At 33.4% G+C, this 18996-nt stretch carries 19 protein-coding genes and 1 tRNA gene; 11 read left to right on the plus strand and 9 right to left on the minus strand.

The genetic code is table 11. The annotated features are described in order from the left end of the window. Positions 1-164 precede the first annotated feature (164 nt). Positions 165-2858: a S8 family peptidase gene (locus tag P8625_RS05240; protein ID WP_279652429.1), complete on the minus strand. Its 2694-nt coding sequence runs from the start codon at positions 2856-2858 to the stop codon at positions 165-167. A 201-nt stretch (positions 2859-3059) separates the two neighbouring features. On the opposite strand from P8625_RS05240, the gene P8625_RS05245 reads away from it, so the two are divergent. Next, positions 3060-3899 (plus strand): M57 family metalloprotease, encoded by an 840-nt coding sequence (locus tag P8625_RS05245; RefSeq protein WP_279652430.1) that lies wholly within the window; start codon positions 3060-3062, stop codon positions 3897-3899. Positions 3900-3955: 56 nt separating this feature from the next. Here P8625_RS05245 and aroC read toward each other — a convergent pair whose 3' ends face one another. Continuing rightward, complete coding sequence (aroC, locus tag P8625_RS05250) at positions 3956-5014, minus strand: chorismate synthase (RefSeq protein ID WP_279652431.1); 1059 nt, start codon at positions 5012-5014, stop codon at positions 3956-3958. A 281-nt stretch (positions 5015-5295) separates the two neighbouring features. Between aroC and P8625_RS05255 the strand changes: the two genes are divergently transcribed. Beyond that, positions 5296-5380: transfer RNA gene (locus tag P8625_RS05255), tRNA-Ser, on the plus strand. A 97-nt stretch (positions 5381-5477) separates the two neighbouring features. Here the strand turns inward: P8625_RS05255 and P8625_RS05260 are convergent. From P8625_RS05260 to P8625_RS05280, 5 genes are all read right to left on the minus strand, one after another. After that, positions 5478-6047: a phosphatase PAP2 family protein gene (locus P8625_RS05260; protein WP_279652432.1), complete on the minus strand. Its 570-nt coding sequence runs from the start codon at positions 6045-6047 to the stop codon at positions 5478-5480. A gap of 2 nt (positions 6048-6049) precedes the next feature. Continuing rightward, complete coding sequence (locus P8625_RS05265; RefSeq protein WP_279652433.1) at positions 6050-7099, minus strand: peptidylprolyl isomerase; 1050 nt, start codon at positions 7097-7099, stop codon at positions 6050-6052. Between the two features lie 73 nt (positions 7100-7172). Next, positions 7173-7943 (minus strand): FKBP-type peptidyl-prolyl cis-trans isomerase, encoded by a 771-nt coding sequence (locus P8625_RS05270; protein ID WP_279652434.1) that lies wholly within the window; start codon positions 7941-7943, stop codon positions 7173-7175. Then, on the minus strand, positions 7943-8479 hold the full coding sequence (gene gldI, locus P8625_RS05275) for a gliding motility-associated peptidyl-prolyl isomerase GldI (protein WP_279652435.1): 537 nt from the start codon (positions 8477-8479) through the stop codon (positions 7943-7945). The genes P8625_RS05270 and gldI overlap by 1 nt, the downstream gene beginning before the upstream one ends. Then, on the minus strand, positions 8469-9497 hold the full coding sequence (locus P8625_RS05280) for a DHH family phosphoesterase (RefSeq protein ID WP_279652436.1): 1029 nt from the start codon (positions 9495-9497) through the stop codon (positions 8469-8471). The genes gldI and P8625_RS05280 overlap by 11 nt, the downstream gene beginning before the upstream one ends. 326 nt (positions 9498-9823) lie before the next feature. Here P8625_RS05280 and P8625_RS05285 point away from each other — a divergent pair, with 326 nt between their 5' ends. After that, entirely contained in the window at positions 9824-10243 is a 420-nt protein-coding gene (locus P8625_RS05285) for a nucleoside-diphosphate kinase (protein ID WP_279652437.1), read from the plus strand. A gap of 158 nt (positions 10244-10401) precedes the next feature. Here P8625_RS05285 and P8625_RS05290 read toward each other — a convergent pair whose 3' ends face one another. Both P8625_RS05290 and recF read right to left on the minus strand, forming a co-directional pair. Next, on the minus strand, positions 10402-10701 hold the full coding sequence (locus P8625_RS05290) for a DUF721 domain-containing protein (RefSeq protein ID WP_279652438.1): 300 nt from the start codon (positions 10699-10701) through the stop codon (positions 10402-10404). Between the two features lie 74 nt (positions 10702-10775). Further along, entirely contained in the window at positions 10776-11855 is a 1080-nt protein-coding gene (gene recF / locus P8625_RS05295) for a DNA replication/repair protein RecF (protein ID WP_279652439.1), read from the minus strand. Between the two features lie 114 nt (positions 11856-11969). Between recF and P8625_RS05300 the strand changes: the two genes are divergently transcribed. The 8 genes from P8625_RS05300 (at position 11970) to P8625_RS05335 (ending at position 18774) form a co-directional block, all read left to right on the plus strand. After that, a complete protein-coding gene (locus tag P8625_RS05300) occupies positions 11970-12752 on the plus strand; it encodes a tetratricopeptide repeat protein (protein WP_279652440.1) in 783 nt (260 codons plus the stop codon). Between the two features lie 82 nt (positions 12753-12834). Beyond that, positions 12835-13341 carry a 6,7-dimethyl-8-ribityllumazine synthase gene (ribH, locus tag P8625_RS05305; protein WP_279652441.1) on the plus strand — a complete coding sequence of 169 codons (507 nt, stop codon included), beginning with the start codon at positions 12835-12837 and terminating at the stop codon, positions 13339-13341. A gap of 185 nt (positions 13342-13526) precedes the next feature. Beyond that, positions 13527-13805, plus strand: coding sequence for a riboflavin synthase subunit beta (locus tag P8625_RS05310; RefSeq protein ID WP_279652442.1), 279 nt, complete (start codon positions 13527-13529; stop codon positions 13803-13805). 3 nt (positions 13806-13808) lie between these two features. After that, complete coding sequence (gene mutL / locus P8625_RS05315) at positions 13809-15662, plus strand: DNA mismatch repair endonuclease MutL (protein WP_279652443.1); 1854 nt, start codon at positions 13809-13811, stop codon at positions 15660-15662. Positions 15663-15670: 8 nt separating this feature from the next. Then, positions 15671-16423: a rhomboid family intramembrane serine protease gene (locus P8625_RS05320; RefSeq protein WP_279652444.1), complete on the plus strand. Its 753-nt coding sequence runs from the start codon at positions 15671-15673 to the stop codon at positions 16421-16423. Next, positions 16420-17295, plus strand: coding sequence for a rhomboid family intramembrane serine protease (locus tag P8625_RS05325; RefSeq protein WP_279652445.1), 876 nt, complete (start codon positions 16420-16422; stop codon positions 17293-17295). The genes P8625_RS05320 and P8625_RS05325 overlap by 4 nt, the downstream gene beginning before the upstream one ends. Then, positions 17296-18309, plus strand: a complete 1014-nt coding sequence (locus P8625_RS05330) for an endonuclease/exonuclease/phosphatase family protein (RefSeq protein WP_279652446.1) — start codon at positions 17296-17298, stop codon at positions 18307-18309. Between the two features lie 27 nt (positions 18310-18336). After that, complete coding sequence (locus P8625_RS05335) at positions 18337-18774, plus strand: FAD-dependent oxidoreductase (protein ID WP_407704771.1); 438 nt, start codon at positions 18337-18339, stop codon at positions 18772-18774. Positions 18775-18996 lie beyond the last annotated feature (222 nt).

Consider the following 18996-nt stretch of genomic DNA (forward strand, 5'->3'; position numbering starts at 1 on the left):
TCTAAATAAATTATTATAAAATTGTCTTTAGAATGACATTATCGAGAACAGGTTTACATAAACTTCTCGATACAATTTCAGTACAATACCAAAATCATCCGAAGCGACTTTGTAAAATTACAAAAAAAAACATCACAAAAGTTTCAATATTTGTCTAAATTATGTTAAGGTTGTACCAGTATTTTTTTCACTGCTATCTGTTTTCCATTCTTGAGTATGCGAACAAACAACACTCCTGTTTTAAAGTTTGGTATAGGTATGGTTTGCCTTATTTTTTGAAGTCTGTTGGTGTAAATTATTCTGCCTGCTACATCAACTATTTCTATATCTAAATTGTTACCTCGTGAATACACAAACATACCTTCTGAAGCTACTACAGGGTTTGGATATATTTTCAGTGTATTATCAAAAGGAAAATTTATAATGATACTATCTGTATAAATTTCTGTTCCATCGCTAAGAACAATTCGTGCACTATATTCATTTTCCCCTCCTTCAACATTCGTATCATCAATTTGAAGTTCTTCTAGCGTAGGAGCTGTAACTATTTTAATGATTTCAGTACTTCCATTGAGCGTTTTTTCAAAAAAAACTGAAGCTACATTGGTCAGAGTACTTAAATTCAAGCGAACATCTACCAAGTTTTCATCTTTTATAAAAGCTAAAAAATTCTTGTAATAACAATTTACTCCCTGCGTGTTGTAATTTATTGTTTGCCCTTTGACTCCTTCTTCAGTATTAAAAACAGGAGTAACAGCAATATAAGGTGTAGTAAATGTACTTTTCGGAATTGCAATATTGGTTTCGCTTACTGTTGAGTTTGTATACATATAAGCATCGTCTAATAACTGTATATGGTACGCTGTTGCGTTTGGAACAGCATTCCAACTAAATTGAATAGTTTCATCACAGTTAAAATCGACATTTGGTGTAATGACATCTGAAATGATAAATTCTTCGGAAGTATAATAAGTTCCATTTACCAAAGCTCTCAACCGAGCTCTTCCGTTTGCTTGCGGAGTGTTCCATAATAAAAATGGAGTTGAAATATTTGCTCCATTCTCTATTTCAATCCATTCACCATTGTTTACAGAATATTCTACTTTACTTACCTGTAAATCAAAACCATTTGCCCATCTTATATAAACATCTGTTGCCGAGGGCAATCTATCGGTTGTTGTAGGATAATTCCAAGTAAAATTATCTTTAGTCTGAAAAGAATAAGCAATAGAAAATGATTGCTGAGAAGTTAGAATTGAATTTGCAGCTACTCGTAATGTATACTCACCTTGCTCTGGATTATCTAAGGTGATTAATTCTACATTGTTAAGATGATCTTCGCCTCTAAAGGCTTCTTTTTCTAAAGAATCTTGAGAAGCAGTGGCATCTAAAACCCAAGGCAACCATGAATTTACATCCTTACGTAATTCTAAATCGATATCGTTAACTAAAGCTTTGCTATCGTTCACATTTGCAGGAGGGTCATTCCAAACTATGGCTATTCTCAGTTCTTTAACCATAGAAGGAATTGATATGGTATATTCTCTAGTTTCATTATTTGAAATGACATCGTTGATGTATGAGTTGTCTTCTATAATATTCATACTCTGATTAGCATTCACATTCCCATAACCGCTCGAAAAATCAATTCCTTTTACACCAACATCATCCGAACCTGCTATCAGTACAGACTTCAATAAAGCTGCTGAAGGAACTACTCCTGTACTTTCTTTATATTTTTGCTGTAACAAGCTTGCAACACCAGAAACGATTGCTGCTGCATCTGATGTTCCTTGTGGTGCATGAGCTACTAATTCGGGTTTTACACGTCCGTCATAAGTAGGTCCTTTTGAACTTCTTGAAGTTATTTCTAATTCTCTGTTTATTCCGCCAACCACCAAAACATTTTTAGCCATTTTAAAATTCCCTGTTAGGTTAGCATACCCATTTACCCCTTGATAGTTCCCTTCTCCAGGAGTTAACTCCCCCAAATTTCCAGAAGAAAATACATGAAGTAATTCTGGAACATCTACCGTACTTTGATCATAGGCATTTGCTTCAACTCCATAAAAACTTTCGATTACTGTTCCATAAGAATGATTCTGAATAAAGATACCATTACTTGTATAATAAGCGTCTTCATCTGGCAATAATGTGCTAAAATCTGACGATGATAAGTGACTTTGATAGGCAACTCCTTTTGAATTATATGCGCTGTTACCTGCACCCGCTATGGTAGAAGCCATTAAGGTTGCATGACTTGAAGTTTCTTCTGCTTCGTTTCCTTGTAACTGTATCCTGTTTCTCAAATCGATATCTTCTACATCAAACAATAATTCTTTAACTGAAACCATTGTTTCTTGTCCATTAATTGTAGTATAATCGTTGTGAATTTTATTTACATTATTTACACTTAAATCTATTCTTTCAATAGGTACGCTTTCGGTTTTTGGTTTTTCCTGCGTATCAATGTATAAGGTTTCATATAGCGAAGCTATTTGGCGGATGCTAGTAGACCCAACCTTTAGAGTTAATACATCTTTATATGTATGCACTACCTCTACTTCTATTCTATTTTCTTTTAGTGCCTTAAAAAAAGACATTTCGTCAATCACTTTGACAACAATTTTATGCCTTTTCTCTTTTTGCTGAGTTAACAATTGGCTTTTTGAAGATAATTTCCAATTATTATTGATATCGTATATTTCTCCTTTAAAAAAGAAGTCATTTACATTTTTCTTTTTCTTGATAATACTAAACTGATTGTCTAATTTACATACAATATCTACTTGCTTTTTATGTAAAATCAAATCTTTAGTACTAACTAAATAATATTTTTTTGACCCATTTTTTTTCATTTTTTTGTGGTGCTACTTTTTTTATATACTCAGGAAAATCAACTTGCGAGTACGAATAAGCAGATAAGAAATAACTACAAAAAAGAAGGAGAAAAAGCCTCATATAAACTATAATATTTCCACAAATAAAAGTCTTTTTTTGCATATTACATAATAAAAAGATACTTTTGCAGCGAATAAACAACTAAAAACCTTTCAAAAATGAAAAAAACAAATTTAAACTTGTTAGCTATCTTATCTTTAGCGGTAGTATTTTTTACCGCATGTAACTCTTCAGAGGAAAGCGTACCTAACAACGAAACCAATCAAGTTCCATCAGAAATTGCTTCAAAGTTAGAAGCTGCTTATTTTGATTCTTCTTCTGCCAAAATCACAACTTTTATGGGTGAGCAAGGTGTTGCTGTTGAAGATATGTTCTTTACTTTTGAGCAAATTGATGAATTGAATGAAGGTTCAAACATTCCTAATACTGAACATTACAGAACTACAAACCTAGTTAAAGGTTTACCTAGAGTTATTACTGTTAGTGTTTCTCCTGATTTAGGTAATTTAGGCTCTCAAGCTATAGATGTATCTATTAATATGTTAAATAATTTGGGTTCTCAATTAACTTACCAAAGAGTTCCTTTTGGAGGAAAAGGTAAAAAGAAAGCCGATATCGAGGTAACTGAATTTTACGAGTTAGAAAGTGGTGGATTTATTACCTTGGGTAGAGCTGCTGGTTTTCCAACTAGAAAAGGAGACCCTGCTAAAGGTTTTGGTATTAACAGCAGATGGTTCGAATTATCTATCGCTCCAACTGTAAATGAACTTGCAGGTACTATGTCTCATGAAATTGGACACTGTATTGGTTTTAGACACACAGACTACAGAACACGTGAGAGTTGTGGACAAAACATTAATGAAGGTAGTGCAGGTGTAGGAGCTATCTACATCGACGGAACTCCAACAGGTTCTGACCCTACTTCTATTATGCAGTCTTGCGGACCTGCTGATACTTTTAATAACAACGATAAATTTGCCATGTTAGCTATTTACTAGTTTGCAATAGCATAAAAATATTAAAGCCAGATGAAATTCATCTGGCTTTTTTTTTACTATTTTCTCATTTTGTTCATTAACCAAAAATCTGCTAAAACCATTGCTGTCATTGCTTCTACAATAGGTACTGCTCTCGGAACCACACAAGGATCATGACGTCCTTTACCATGAATTTCTGTAGCTTCTCCTTTTGAATTAGTGGTTGTTTGGTTTTGCATAATGGTGGCTACTGGTTTAAATGCCACTCGAAAGTAAATGTCCATCCCGTTAGAAATCCCTCCTTGAATTCCACCAGACAAGTTCGATTGTGTGGTGCCGTCTGGATTAAATAAATCGTTATGTTCAGAACCTTTCATTTTTGCTCCGCAAAAACCACTACCAAACTCAAAACCCTTTACGGCATTTATCGACAACATTGCTTGTCCTAATGCTGCGTGTAATTTTTGAAATATGGGTTCTCCTAAACCAACTGGAACATTTTGTACCACACAAGTTATGGTACCTCCAATGGTATCTCCTGCTTTACGTATTTCTTGAATTTTATCAATCATTTCTTTTGCAGATGCTTCATCTGGGCATCGTACAATAGTACTTTCTGTTTTAGAAAAATCTAATTCTTGATAGGGTTTAGACATAAAAACATCTCCAACCGAAGAGGTAAATGCATTAATCTTAATATGATTAATTAACTGTTTTGCCAACGCTCCTGCAACCACCCAATTTGCCGTTTCTCTTGCCGATGTACGGCCTCCTCCTCTATGATCTCTTATTCCGTATTTTTTATCGTAGGTATAATCGGCATGTGAAGGACGATACACATCTGTATTATGGTTGTAATCTTTACTTTTTTGATTGGTGTTTTTTATTATAAAGCCTATAGACGCTCCTGTAGTAAACCCTTCGAAAATTCCAGATAAAAATTCGACAGTATCTGGTTCTTTACGTTGCGTTACTATTTTTGATTGCCCTGGTTTACGACGATTTAATTCTTGCTGAACAGCATCAAAGTCGACTTTTATTCCTGCAGGAAATCCGTCAATGACACCTCCAATGGCAATCCCATGAGATTCTCCGAACGTAGTTAGCTTTAAAATGTTTCCAAATGAATTAAACATACTTCACGATTTTAAGACGAAGGTAGAATTTATTTGTTAAAAAACTATATTTTTTGCTCTTATAATTACGATGGTAAGTAATCGAAATAACTTCTTTGGTATTTATTTTTTCTTTACCTCTATTCTTTATCACTAGCCAAACTTATTGATAGCAAAAGTGTTATGTTTTAGATTGTTTTTAAAGCTTAATTTTTATAAAAAAAGTATCTAAAAACTTTTTTAGAATTGAAAAAAGGTTCTATATTTGCACCCGCAATCAGGTAATTCTGATAAGGCACTCAGGAGAAATGGCAGAGTGGTCGAATGCGGCGGTCTTGAAAACCGTTGTCTGTAACAGGACCGGGGGTTCGAATCCCTCTTTCTCCGCAATACCGAAGCGAAAGCTTCGGTTTTTTTTAGGGGATTAAAAAAGCTTACAGAAACTGTAAGCTTTTTTTATTTAGACTATTTTTTTACTTCCACCTTATTTCTGAAGCTTCAATTTCTTTTCTAAAGCCCGATAAGCTACGTAGAACAACATTCCCATAATGATTCCTGCAATATATCCAACTGTAACATCTATTGGAAAATGCACTCCTAAATAAATTCTACTATACCCAAAAATTAACGGAAAGAAAATCATTAGATAAATCATTTTATAGTGCCTTCTTAACAGCAAAATCATAAAAGTAGTTATCGTTGTTGACAATGATGCATGTCCTGACCAAAAGCTTTTTCCTTTGGGTCTGTATTCAAAAAAACGCAATTGTTCTCTGATTCCTTCTATATTGCATGGTCTGATTCTTCCTGTTGTATTTTTAATAAAGTTTGTGAATTGATCTGTAAACGTAACTATAATCACTATGAATAATAAGGTAAAAAGTCCTTTTTTCCAACCAAACTGCTTAAACACTAAAAATAGTACAAGAACAAATAAAGGGGTCCATGTGAATTGATTGGTTACTGTTAACCAAAAACCATCCCATTGTTCGATACCTAAATTGTTAAGGTAAATTAAAAGTTCTTTATCTTTTTGTATAATATCTTCTATCAAAACTACTTTCCTACTTTTAAAACTTCTATTTCAAAAATTAAATCTGATTTTGGAGGAATAGGTCCTAACCTATTATCTCCATATCCTAAATAAGAAGGTATAAACAATCGCACTTTATCTCCTTCTTTCATGGTTTTTACTCCTTCTTTAAAACCTGCTATTAATGGAAAATTTTCATCATCAATAGTAAATACAAAGGGTTCTCCTTTATCTAAACTAGAGTCTATTTTTCTTCCATCTGATAAATATAATGTATAATGTGCAGTGGTTGGTAATGCAGGATTTACTTTTTTTCCTTCTCCTTTTTTCAAGGAAAGAATCTTTAATCCTGAGTTCGTTGTTATTGCTTCATTTATCCCTTGTTCTTCTTGGTATTTTTCCTTTAACTCTTCAAGTTTTTTCTTTCGTTCTGCCTCTTTCTTTTCTACAGTCGCTAACTCTGCTTCGAAAATCTTAGGTGCATCAAAATTTTTCGCTTCTTTACCTACTCTTAAAATGGCTACCTTCTTTATATAATCATTTTTTTCAATAGCATCTACTACTTGTTGCCCTTGTAATACGCGTCCAAAAACAGAGTGTCCACCATCTAACCAAGGGGTTGCTTTATGGGTAATGAAAAATTGACTCGAATTAGAAACAGGTCTCGAATAGTTTGCCATAGACACGACTCCTGGTCCGTCGTGTTTGTACAAAAACTCTCCGTCATCACCTATCGGAAACTCATCGGCAAAAGTATATCCAGCATCTCCACCTCCAGTTCCTGTTTTATCTCCTCCTTGTATCATAAAGTCTTTGATTACTCTGTGAAATTTTGTTCCGTCATAAAATGGCTTTCCTTTTAAAGAGTCTATCATCTTAGGATTGTTTCCTTCTGATAAAGAGACAAAGTTTGCGACTGTCATAGGAACTTTCTCGTAAAAAAACTTCACTAAGATATCACCTCTGTTGGTTTGAATATCTGCATACAACCCATTTTCTAAATTAGGGTATTTAGCAGACTTGCATGCGGTACATACAATTGCTGTTACGATTAAATACTTAAGAAACTTCATTTTTTATAGGATTTAAATAAAAAAACATCAACGTTCTTAAGTTGATGTTTTTTGTATACTTGCTTATTTTTAATTAGTGGCCGTGTCCATCTCCCTTCGAGTGTCCTTGTCCTAACGGCTCGATAATATCTAACAGTTCTACTTCAAAAACCAACGTTGAGAAAGGCTTGATATGTTGTCCTCTCTGTTGAGCACCGTAAGCTAACTCTTGTGGTATAAAGAATTTATATTTCGCACCAGGCTTCATTAATTGCAAACCTTCTGTCCATCCTTTAATTACTTGACCTACACCAAACTCTGCTGGCTCACCTCTATCTACTGAGCTATCAAACACAGTTCCGTCAGTTAACGTACCGTGGTAGTGCACCTTAACCCTAGAAGTCGCTTTTGGAGTCTCTCCTTCACCTTCTTTTAATACAAGGTATTGCAAACCGCTTTCGGTAGTTTTCACACCATCTTTAGTCTTATTTTCTGCTAAAAACTCTTCTCCTGCTTTTTTGTTATCTCCAAATTCTGCTTCTGCTTTTTTAGCTTGCTCTTCTTGCATTTGTTTCATTTTTTCTTCTTGTTTCTTTTGAAAAAATGTTCTTAATATCGTATTTACATCTTTCGCCTCTATAAGCAAGTTTGTAGAGTCCATTCCGTTTTTAAAGCCTTGAACAAATAAATCTTGATCCATTTCATCAAAATTCGCTTTAATTTTTGTGGCCATATCCAACCCTATTGCATAGCTTACAGAATCTACTTCTGATGCTAATGAGCTCTTTTCTTTAAACTGACCGTTAGTGCATGAAACAATTGATAAACCTACAACTGTGGCTGCTAAAATGTTCGTTAATTTCATTATTGTTTTTCTGATTTAATATCTATTAATGTTACTGTACTTTGTATGGGCTGATTTACAGCTATTTTATTTCCATCTCCTGTAACTCCAAAAGCTCTGTAAGATGGAATTACAAATGTAATAGTTTCTCCTTTTTTCATCAACTTTATTCCATCTTGTAATGCAGGAATAAAATCTTCTTTATCTACTTTATAACTTCGTTGTTTTGTTGTGTACAAAGTTTCTCCGTTCATAGCTACTACGTCATACGACACCAACACCACATCTTCAAACTGCGGAGTAACTGAACTTACACTGTCTTTTTTTACATAGGTATACCAAAAACCGTTTGGTGAAATATTGTATTGTTTAAGAGTATCTTTAGCGATCCATTGTTCCAAACGCTCTTTTTCTAAAGCATTTAGCTTCTTGTTTTCTTTAATTACTTCTTTGTAAAAATTTGTGGTACCCTGTTGCTTTGGTCTTCTTGCTTCGGGTTCTTTACAAGATATAGCCGCTAAAACTACAAAAATAAAAACTACTATCTTACGCTTCATACGAACTTTCTAACTGTTGTTTATAGGTAGGTAATAAAGATTTGAATTTTGCTATTGTATTTTCCATAGTGTCATCGCTTTTTCCGCCCGCGGCATTATCATGCCCTCCTCCATTGAAATACTTACGTGCAAACTGGTTTACAGAGAATGTTCCTTTAGAACGGAAAGATATCTTCACAATACTTTGTTCTTCGTCTTCAATAAAAATAGCGGCAAAAACAATTCCTTTTAAAGATAATGCATAATTCACCACCCCCTCTGTATCTCCTTTTTCGTAGTGAAAACGCCTTTTTTCTTCTTCAGACAGCGTGATAAAAGCTGTTTTATATGTTGGCAACACTTTCATATTACTCAACGCTTGCCCTAATAGCAACAACCTATTATACGAATTGGCGTCGTGTACATTACTGTGTATTCTATCATTCTCTGCACCTTTATCTATTAAATCGGCAATAATTCTGTGTGTGGTACTAGTGGTAGATCTGAAACGGAACGAACCCGTGTCTGTCATAATACCTGTATACAAACAAGTAGCTATGTTTTTATCAATCAACGCAACATCGCCCATCATTTCAATAAAATTATACACCATTTGACAAGTTGAAGACATAGAGGTATCAGAATACATGTACATAAAATCATCGGGTTGTTGGTGATGATCTATCAACGCAAAATCATTTTCGTATTCTTCTAAGGTTCTTTGCATGTCAGTTCCTACCCTATGCAATGCATTAAAATCTAATAAAAAAACAATATCTGACTTCACTAAAGCTTTTACAGACTGATTATTTTGGCGGTCAAAACGCTTTACTGTTTCAGATCCTGGAATCCAATGTAAAAAATCTGGATACTCATTAGGTACTAATACCTGAGTGGTGTGCCCTTTTTTATCTAGGTAATGTTTCAAACCCAAAGTTGAACCTATAGCGTCTCCATCAGGGTTTCTATGCCCAATGATTACAATGTTTCTAGGTTCTAATAAAAATTCTTGTAGCTCTGTAAAGTGTTTTAAAATCATAAAGGGCGAATATACAAATTAATGAGATATTAACACTGCTATGAATTTCTTTTTGTTCTTTCTAATAAACTACTTCGATGCATGTATACTGGAGATTCAAAAAAATATTTAATAATTTCGAGGCAAGCCTTTGGTAATTAATTCCTTGGCTATCGAACCTTTATTAAAGATTACAGGAAACAAACAACACTACCTTACAAGAAATCAATGAAGTATATCCTTAACTTGTGGTTCACATTAAAAAGTGTATTTTTGCGGCGATTTTATAGATAACTATAGACAATATTTAAGAAATTTATCATTTACTGATATTATTACATGTACTAATGGCAACAAATAGAACTTTTACAATGATTAAACCAGATGCTGTTGAAAACGGACATACTGGTGCAATTTTAGAAAAAATTAATGCTGCGGGATTTAGAATCGTAGCTATGAAAAAAACACAAATGACGCAACGTGATGCTGAAACTTTTTATGGAGTACACAGCGAGCGTCCTTTCTTTGGTGAATTGGTAGCATTTATGACTCGCGGACCAATTATCGCAGCTATCTTAGAAAAAGACAATGCAGTTGAAGACTTTAGAACGTTAATCGGTGCTACCAACCCAGCAGAAGCTGCAGAAGGAACCATTCGTCAGTTGTACGCTACTTCTATCGGAGAAAATGCAGTACACGGTTCTGATTCTGATGAAAATGCAGCTATTGAAGGTGCTTTTCATTTTTCAGGTAGAGAAATGTTTTAATCTTTAATTTAGATAATTAGATATAGAAAACTCGTTACAGAAATGTGGCGAGTTTTTTGTTTTAAATGTAGTTCGATTCTGATACTGGGGATTCAAAAAAACATGCAAGAATTTTTATTTAAACCTATAAAAATCAAACCCTTAACCATTACCTTCGGTTAAACCAACAACAACTTTTTAACCAACTCTTGCCCCATTTCTTCGTTAAGCATTCGGATAATTTTATCTTTCCCATAACTTAACTCTTCTCTTAAAACAGAAGATGATAAACGCACGACTAAGGTGCCATTTTGCAATTTTACTTCACTGGTATACGATACGACACCAGCACCCATGAGTTTTTCCCAAGCTTCATCTATATGAATTTTTTGAAACCCCTTTTTTAAGTTTTTATTCTCCTGAATAAAACTCCCCATTAAATCTTTTATCGAAAAGCTATCATTCTCTCTTTTAGCCATGATTTTTCTTTATTGTTATTGTAATACAACAATCTTCTTTTTTATAAAGCAAAGCCATCTTACTGTTAGTAACGTTATAATTTAAAAATTTGATATGCTTTGTTACTCTTTTTAATCACCTCTTCTGTTCTATCGGCATGGGTATCAGTAATAAAAATCTGCCCGAATTCATTACTATCAACTAAATCAACTATTTGGGCAACACGATGTTCATCTAGCTTGTCAAAAATATCATCTAATAACAAAATTGGAGTTACATTCGATTGCTGCTTAATAAATTCAAACTGAGCTAATTTCAACGCTATTAAATACGATTTTTGCTGGCCTTGCGAACCAAACTTCTTGATAGGATACCCTTCAATTTCAAAACCTAAATCATCCTTATGTACCCCAGCAGAAGTATATTGTAACAGTTTATCTTTTTCTAAACTTTGTTGTAATAAACCTTCTATAGGCATATCGTGCACCTGACTTTTATAGCGTAAATTCACCACTTCATTGGCTCCTGATATGATTTGATGTTTTGCATTAAAAATAGGCACAAATTTTTCTAAAAAAGCGGTTCTTTTATTATAAATAATCGTTCCGTACTCAATTAATTGCTCATCGTATACTTTCAAATTCAAAGCATCAAAAGTTCTGTTCGCCGCAAAATATTTTAACAGTGCATTTCGTTGACTTACCGTTTTCGTGTATGAAATTAACGCTTGCAAATAATGTTTGTCTTGTTGAGAAATAACTCCATCTATAAATTTACGTCGCGTTTCGCTACCTTCTACAATCAAATCTCTATCTGCAGGAGAAATAATAACCAACGGTAGTTGACCAATATGCTCAGAAAACTTTTCATAGGCTTTACCGTTACGCTTTAACACCTTTTTTTGTCCTCTTTTTAAAGAACAAATAATTTTTTCTTGTCGATTATTCAAAACATAATCTCCTTCAAGCACAAAAAAATCTTGACCATGGCGAATATTCTGCCCTGCAACCGAATTAAAATAACTCTTTGCAAAAGACAGATAGTAAATGGCGTCTAAGACATTAGTTTTTCCAACACCATTATTTCCCACAAAACAATTTATTTTTTCTTGAAAATTAAACGTTTGTGATTTGATATTCTTAAAGTTAACCAACGATAATTTTTGCAAATACATGAATACGTGTTGTTTCTAAAAAGAAAGCGCAAATTATTGAAAATTTACGAAAAAACGACTTTTAAAATCCAATTAAAAAAACTATTTTTGTCGCCACTAATTTTTTAAGCAATTATGGCTACATACAAGAAAAGAGGTTACAAACCTAAGAAAGAAAAGGTAACTAAAGAAGTAGAGGAAAATTTTGACGAAACGCAAAGTACTACCGCTGAAGTATTTAATACTTTAGATGATACAGCGAATAAATCAGAGCAATGGATTGAAAAGAACAGCAAGCCATTATTTTACGGATTGGTAGCTATTGCAGCTTTAATTTTAATGTACCTAGCGTACAACAAATTTATTGCTGAACCAACACAACAACAAGCTTCTAACGAATTAGCATACCCTCGTACTTTCTTTGATAAAGCACGTACCTCAGCTGGTGCCGTTGCTGATTCTTTATACAATTTAGGTCTAGAAGGTGGAGATGGAAAATATGGTTTTATTGATATTGCAGATCAATTTAGTGGTACAAAAGCAGGAAATTTAGCCAATTACTATGCTGGAATTTCTTACTTAAAAATGAAAAAATACGAAGAGGCTATTGAATATTTAAGTAATTTTAGTTCTGACGATGAGTTATTAGGTCCTACTGCTTTAGGTGCTATTGGTGATGCTTTTGCTGATATTAACCAGCTAGAAGATGCCTTAGACTATTACGAACAAGCTGCCAACAAAAAAGAAAATCAGTTTACCACACCTTTATTCTTATTCAAGGCTGCACAAATTGCCATGGTTTTAGAAAAGTATGGTAAAGCTGAAAAATTATATACATCCATTAAAGAAAAATATCCTAATTCTGATCAAGGAAGAGATATTGAAAAATATATCAATAGCGCAAAATACGCTCAGTAATTCCTTTTTAGTTTAGGTTTTGAGTTTCTAGTTCAGAATTGTTTTTCTACTTTTAACTCTTTCAACTTTCAAGCTTATAAAAATGGCAACAACAAATTTATCTTATTACGATAAAGCAACAATCCCAAATGCGAACCCTTTTCGATTTGGGATTGTTGTTTCAGAATGGAATCCTGAAATCACTAAAAACCTTCATAAAGGTGCTCTTGAAACCCTGTTGGACTGTGGAGCAACAGAAGAAAATATAATCTCTTGGGAAGTTCCAGGTAGTTTTGAACTGGTGTACGGGTGTAAAAAAATGATTGAAACCCAAAAATTAGATGCCATCATTGCTATTGGCAATGTAATTCAAGGAGAAACCAAACATTTCGATTTTGTTTGTGACGGAGTTACTCAAGGAATTGTAGACCTAAATATTGCATACGACGTACCTGTTATTTTTTGTGTGTTGACAGACAATACCAAACAACAATCAATCGACCGTTCAGGTGGAAAACTAGGAAATAAAGGAATTGAATGTGCCGTAGCCGCAGTTAAAATGGCAGCCATAAAAAATCAAAAACGCCCTTCAAATTCATTAGGGTTTTAAAAACCTCAACAAAAAAGAAATTTAAAATTTTCATACATTAGTAAAAGCATCAAAGCAGTTATGCGCTTGATGCTTTTAATTTATATACTTTTTTTGACCACCTCTCTATAATTCAGTAACTTTGAACCTCGTCTTATTTGGTGTGATTTTTGTGCCATCTAAGCTACTAAAGAAGCTACATTTTTATGGGATTTATAAAAAGAGAAAACAAAAAATTTGATTACAAACCTCGTTATTATGAAGGAGAAAACAATCCGTATGAAATAAAACAAAAGTTTGATGCATACAGAACTACTATTGGAAAGAAAAAAGGTTTGAAAAATAAATTCAATGCCGCTTTCAACGAATTTAAAGAGTCGGGGTATACCTTAAATAAAACTGTAGTAATTATTGCGCTGGTTTTAACCTTTATTTTTCTTTTTTTGATTGATTTTGATCTTTCCATCTTTTTCTCTAAAAAATAACTGATGTCTGATATTATACAACTACTTCCTGATCATGTTGCCAATCAAATTGCTGCTGGAGAGGTCGTTCAACGTCCTGCCTCTGTCGTAAAAGAATTGATAGAAAACTCCATTGATGCAGGTGCTACTTCAATTACACTGCTATTAAAAGATGCTGGAAAAACATCAATTCAGGTAATTGATGACGGAAAAGGAATGAGTGCTACCGATGCTCGCATGAGTTTTGAACGTCATGCTACTTCAAAAATTAAAGACGCACAAGATTTATTTAATTTAAGTACCAAAGGATTTCGGGGTGAAGCCTTAGCCTCTATTGCCGCCATTGCGCATGTTGAACTAAAAACAAAACAAGAAAACGATGAATTAGGTACGCTACTAAAAATCGAAGGTAGCGAAGTTACTGCTCAAGAAGTAGTTGCTACTGCAAAAGGAACTAGCATTGCTGTTAAAAACTTGTTTTTTAACATACCTGCTCGTCGTAACTTTTTAAAATCAGACACTGTTGAAACGCGTCATATTGTCGACGAATTTCAACGTGTAGCGCTAGCCCATCCTAACATTTCTTTTTTATTGCATCACAATAACAACGAAGTGTATCATTTAAAAAAGAGCAACCTTCGCAAACGCATTGTTGCCATTTTTGGGGCTAAAATGAATGAAAAATTGGTTCCTATTAACGAGCAAACGGATATCATGACGGTAAACGGATTTGTTGCAAAACCTGAATTTGCCAAGAAAAAACGTGGCGAACAATTCTTTTTTGTGAACAATCGCTTTATAAAAAGTTCGTATTTGAATCATGCTGTGGTAAATGCTTTTGAAGGCTTGCTTGAGAATGGGGCACATCCGTCGTATTTCTTATATTTAGAAGTACCACCAAATACCATCGATATAAACATTCACCCTACCAAGACAGAAGTGAAGTTTGATAATGAAAAAGCCTTATACGCAATTTTACGTGCTACTGTAAAACACAGCTTGGGACAGTATAATGTAGCACCCGTATTAGATTTTGACAGGGATGCTTCGTTAGACACGCCTTATAATTACAGTAAAAAAAGTAGTACTTCGGTACCACCCATTACGGTAGACCCAACCTTTAATCCGTTTAAAACCGAAACAAATTATCAAGAAACTTCTAGTTCTGGTAATTTATCAAAAGGTAACAGCAAGCACAGTTACCAATCTAATTTTAAAAAAGACACAGGAAGCTGGGAAGCATTGTACGCAAATATTGATACTACTGAACCTGATACACAAGAGCAGCTCTTTGAAGTTGAACAAGAAACCGAAACTGGAAAAACCTTCCAAATTCAAAAAAAATACTTGTTAAGTTCTATCAAATCTGGAGTAGTACTTATCAACCAATCGTTGGCACATCAACGTATTTTGTATGAAGAGTTTTTAGAGAATATCACCGTAAAAGAAGCAAGTAGCCAACAATTGTTATTCCCTGTGAATATTTCTTTTTCTTCGGCAGACATAGAAATGATTTACAGTATTAAAGCCGATTTAGAAAGTGCTGGTTTTATGTTTGATGAGTTTACGAAAGAAAGTGTAGTCATTGCTGGAATTCCAACTTCGATTAGCGAAAGTCAAATTACCCTTATTTTAGAGCAATTGTTAGACGATATGAAGCTTGAAGTACCCGATACCAGCTTTAGTCATTTTGATGTTATGGCGAAATCATTTGCCAAATCGTTAGCTATTAAAACAGGGACCTCTTTAAACGCTAAAGAACAAGAAAATCTTGTCAATAATTTATTCTCTTGCAAAGAACCTTCTGTTTCACCCTTTGGTAAACCTACGTTTAAAACCTTAACTTTACACGAAATAGACACTATTTTTAACCAATAAAAAACAGTATGCCTAAATTAACACAAGCTGTAAAGCACCTGATAATAATAAATACTTTATTCTTTATAGCTACTTATTATATAATAGATAGTAGAATTTTAATCGAATGGTTTTCTCTATTCTCAACTGAAAGTCCATTTTTCAAATACTGGCAAGTTGCTACATCGATGTTTATGCATGGTAGCTTTTCTCATATTCTATTTAATATGTTCGCCTTATGGATGTTTGGTAGTACACTTGAAAGCGTTTGGGGAACAAAAAAATTTATTACCTTCTATTTTCTAACTGGAATTGGATCCGCTATTCTTTATCTTTTAATTAAGTATATTCAAATTCAATACGTTATAGATGATTATTCAGCCGAAGAAATTAATATAGTTTTAACAAAAGGAGCAGAAGCTATTATGAATGGCAAAAATTTTACTGATGAAAATTTAGCTAATTTAAACGCCTTAATAAACACCCCTACTTTAGGTGCATCAGGCGCCATCTCAGGGCTACTCATGGCATTTGGGGTTTTATTTCCAAATGTAGAATTAATGTTAATTTTCATCCCAATCCCTATAAAAGCTAAATACTTTATACCATTACTTATTGTGTATGAATTGACAATGGAACTAGCTGGATTTTCTTGGGATAACATCGCTCATCTAGGACACCTAAGCGGTATGATTATTGGGTATATACTCATAAAATACTGGAAAAAAATCAATTCAAATTCCGTTAATTTTACTTTTGTAAAAAGATTTCATATAAAATGACGCTACTTGAAAATATAAAATATCGATTTAAAAATGCAGGAATTGTTGAACAACTAATCCATATAAACTTAGCTGGTTTTTTACTCGTACACCTTGCGAATGTGTTTGGATTTTTCTTTAAATCAAACACCAATTTTTTAGTTAAATGGTTTACCTTACCCGCTAGTTTTGATGATTTTATCGTAAAACCTTGGACGATTATTACCTACGGTTTTTTACACACCAACTTTTTACACATTCTATTTAACTTAATCGCCTTGTTTTATATTGGCAACTTATTCAAGCACTATTTTACTTCAAAACAACTGCTCAATTTTTATGTATTAGGAACGTTGTTTGGCGGTGTTGTTTTTATGGCGAGTTACAATTTTTTTCCTGTTTTTTCAGGCGATATAGACGATAGTGTTTTGTTAGGAGCTTCCGCAGGAATTTCTGCCATATTTATTGGTATTGCTACCTACATGCCGAATTACGAGTTAAAATTCCCGCTCATCGGCTTTGTTAAACTATGGGTATTGGCTTGTGTGTGGATAGCTTTTGATATCATTCAAATACCTACAGGAAATGCTGGAGGGCACTTAGCACATTTAGGAGGTGCTTTATTCGGTTTTTTTTATGTGCGCAGTGCCAGTAACAAAGAATTGGATATATTTACCGCTATAAATAAACTTTTTAAAAAAAAGGATCAAAAACTTACAACCGTATACAATTCTGGTAATAAAACATCTAGTAATAAAACATCTAAAAGTGTTATTAACAAAACAAAAAATCAAGAAAAGATTGACGCTATTTTAGATAAAATTGGCAAATCAGGATATGATACGTTGAGTAAAGATGAAAAGGAGTTTTTATTTAAACAAGGGAAAAATTAAATGAAAAAATATTCGATACTACATAAAATCTTATTTTTTATAAATTCAGTATTTGCAGCACTGCTGTTGCTGTCGTATGCCTTACCCTTTATATCACCTAAAACCATTCCTATTCTATCTGTTTTGAGTTTATTTGTACCTCTTTTAATGATTGTAAATGGTTGTTTTTTTGTGTACTGGCTTATTAAATTACACAAGAATATCTTGGTGTCTCTTCTTGTGCTGGTTATCGGATGGTTTACCACATCTCCGCTTATTAAATTTTCTAATAAAGAAGTGATACTGAATAACGATTTAAAAGTGATGAGTTACAATGTTCGCTTGTTTAACCATTACAGACACGAAGAAGAGATTACCACGGAACAAAAAATTTACGAGTTTATTAATAACGAAGACCCAGATGTGATTGCCATACAAGAATTTTATAATTCTGAATTGTTAGATATTCGTCTTCCCCATAAATATATCAAGACAAAAAGCGATAAAGATAAATTCGGACTTGCTATTTATTCAAAGCATCCAATAGTAAATACAGGTTCGTTAAATTTTGAACACAGTGCTAACAATACCATTTTCGCTGATATTGCTGTAAATACAGATACTATTAGGGTATACAACGTACATTTAGAATCGTTAAAAATAAATCCTAAAAAAGAAAACTTTGGAGAAAAAAATTCAGAGCGTTTGTTAAAACGTTTAGAGAATGGTTTTGTGAAACAGGTGGATCAAGTTGAGCTTATTTTACAACATGAGTACGCATGGAAAAATAAAAAAATAATTTGTGGCGATTTTAATAACACCGCCTATTCTTGGGCATACAAACAGTTGGCAGACGATAAAAAAGATGCTTTTATTGAATGTGGTATCGGGTTAGGGAAATCTTTTCGTTACATCTATCCTGTACGTATCGACTTTATGCTTACAGACACCGAAGCCACGATCAATCAATTCAAAACCTACAGCGATATAGAATTCTCAGACCACTACCCTATTATGACCCGATTACACTGGTAAAAATTATTTTTTCTGATTTAAAAGTGTATTTTTACCGCTCTCATAAAACAACTATTTATGACACAACATTATGATGTTGCCATTGTAGGAAGTGGACCATCTGGTGCTTCTGCGGCTTTTTACCTCGCTCAAAATGGGATTTCAACAGTAATTATTGAAAAAGAAACACTACCTCGCTATAAAACATGCGGTGGAGGTTTTGTTTTTAGAGGTCGTAAAAATCTTCCTTTTGACATTAAGGAGGTCGTGGAAAAAGAATTTCACACGGTAGATATTTATTTAGGAAAAAAACTACATTTTCAAACACATAGAGAAGATCCAACCATTTCTATGATTATGAGAGACTCTTTTGACAACCTGATCACCCAGAAAGCAAAAGAATTTGGTGCTACCTTGCTAGACAATCACAAATTAACAGGACTTTCTTTTTCTGATGATGTGATTACTTTAGAAACATCTTATTGAAAAAATATGAGCAGCATTTTAGTGAAACAATGGTAAATGTTTTCCACGCAAAAAGAAGTTACCCCAAAGACGTTAAAAAAGCAATTACTGAAAGAATAAGAAATACCGTAAAAAAGCCTTTTACAAGGCTACTTTTTTATTTTTACCCAATCTATTTTTTCACTTGTTCTTTAAAAATGAACGTTCATTACAAATGAATGAAATAGTATTGTAACTTTACTG

The organism is Tenacibaculum tangerinum (assembly GCF_029853675.1).
GTDB classification, from domain to species: Bacteria; Bacteroidota; Bacteroidia; order Flavobacteriales; family Flavobacteriaceae; genus Polaribacter; species Polaribacter tangerinum_A.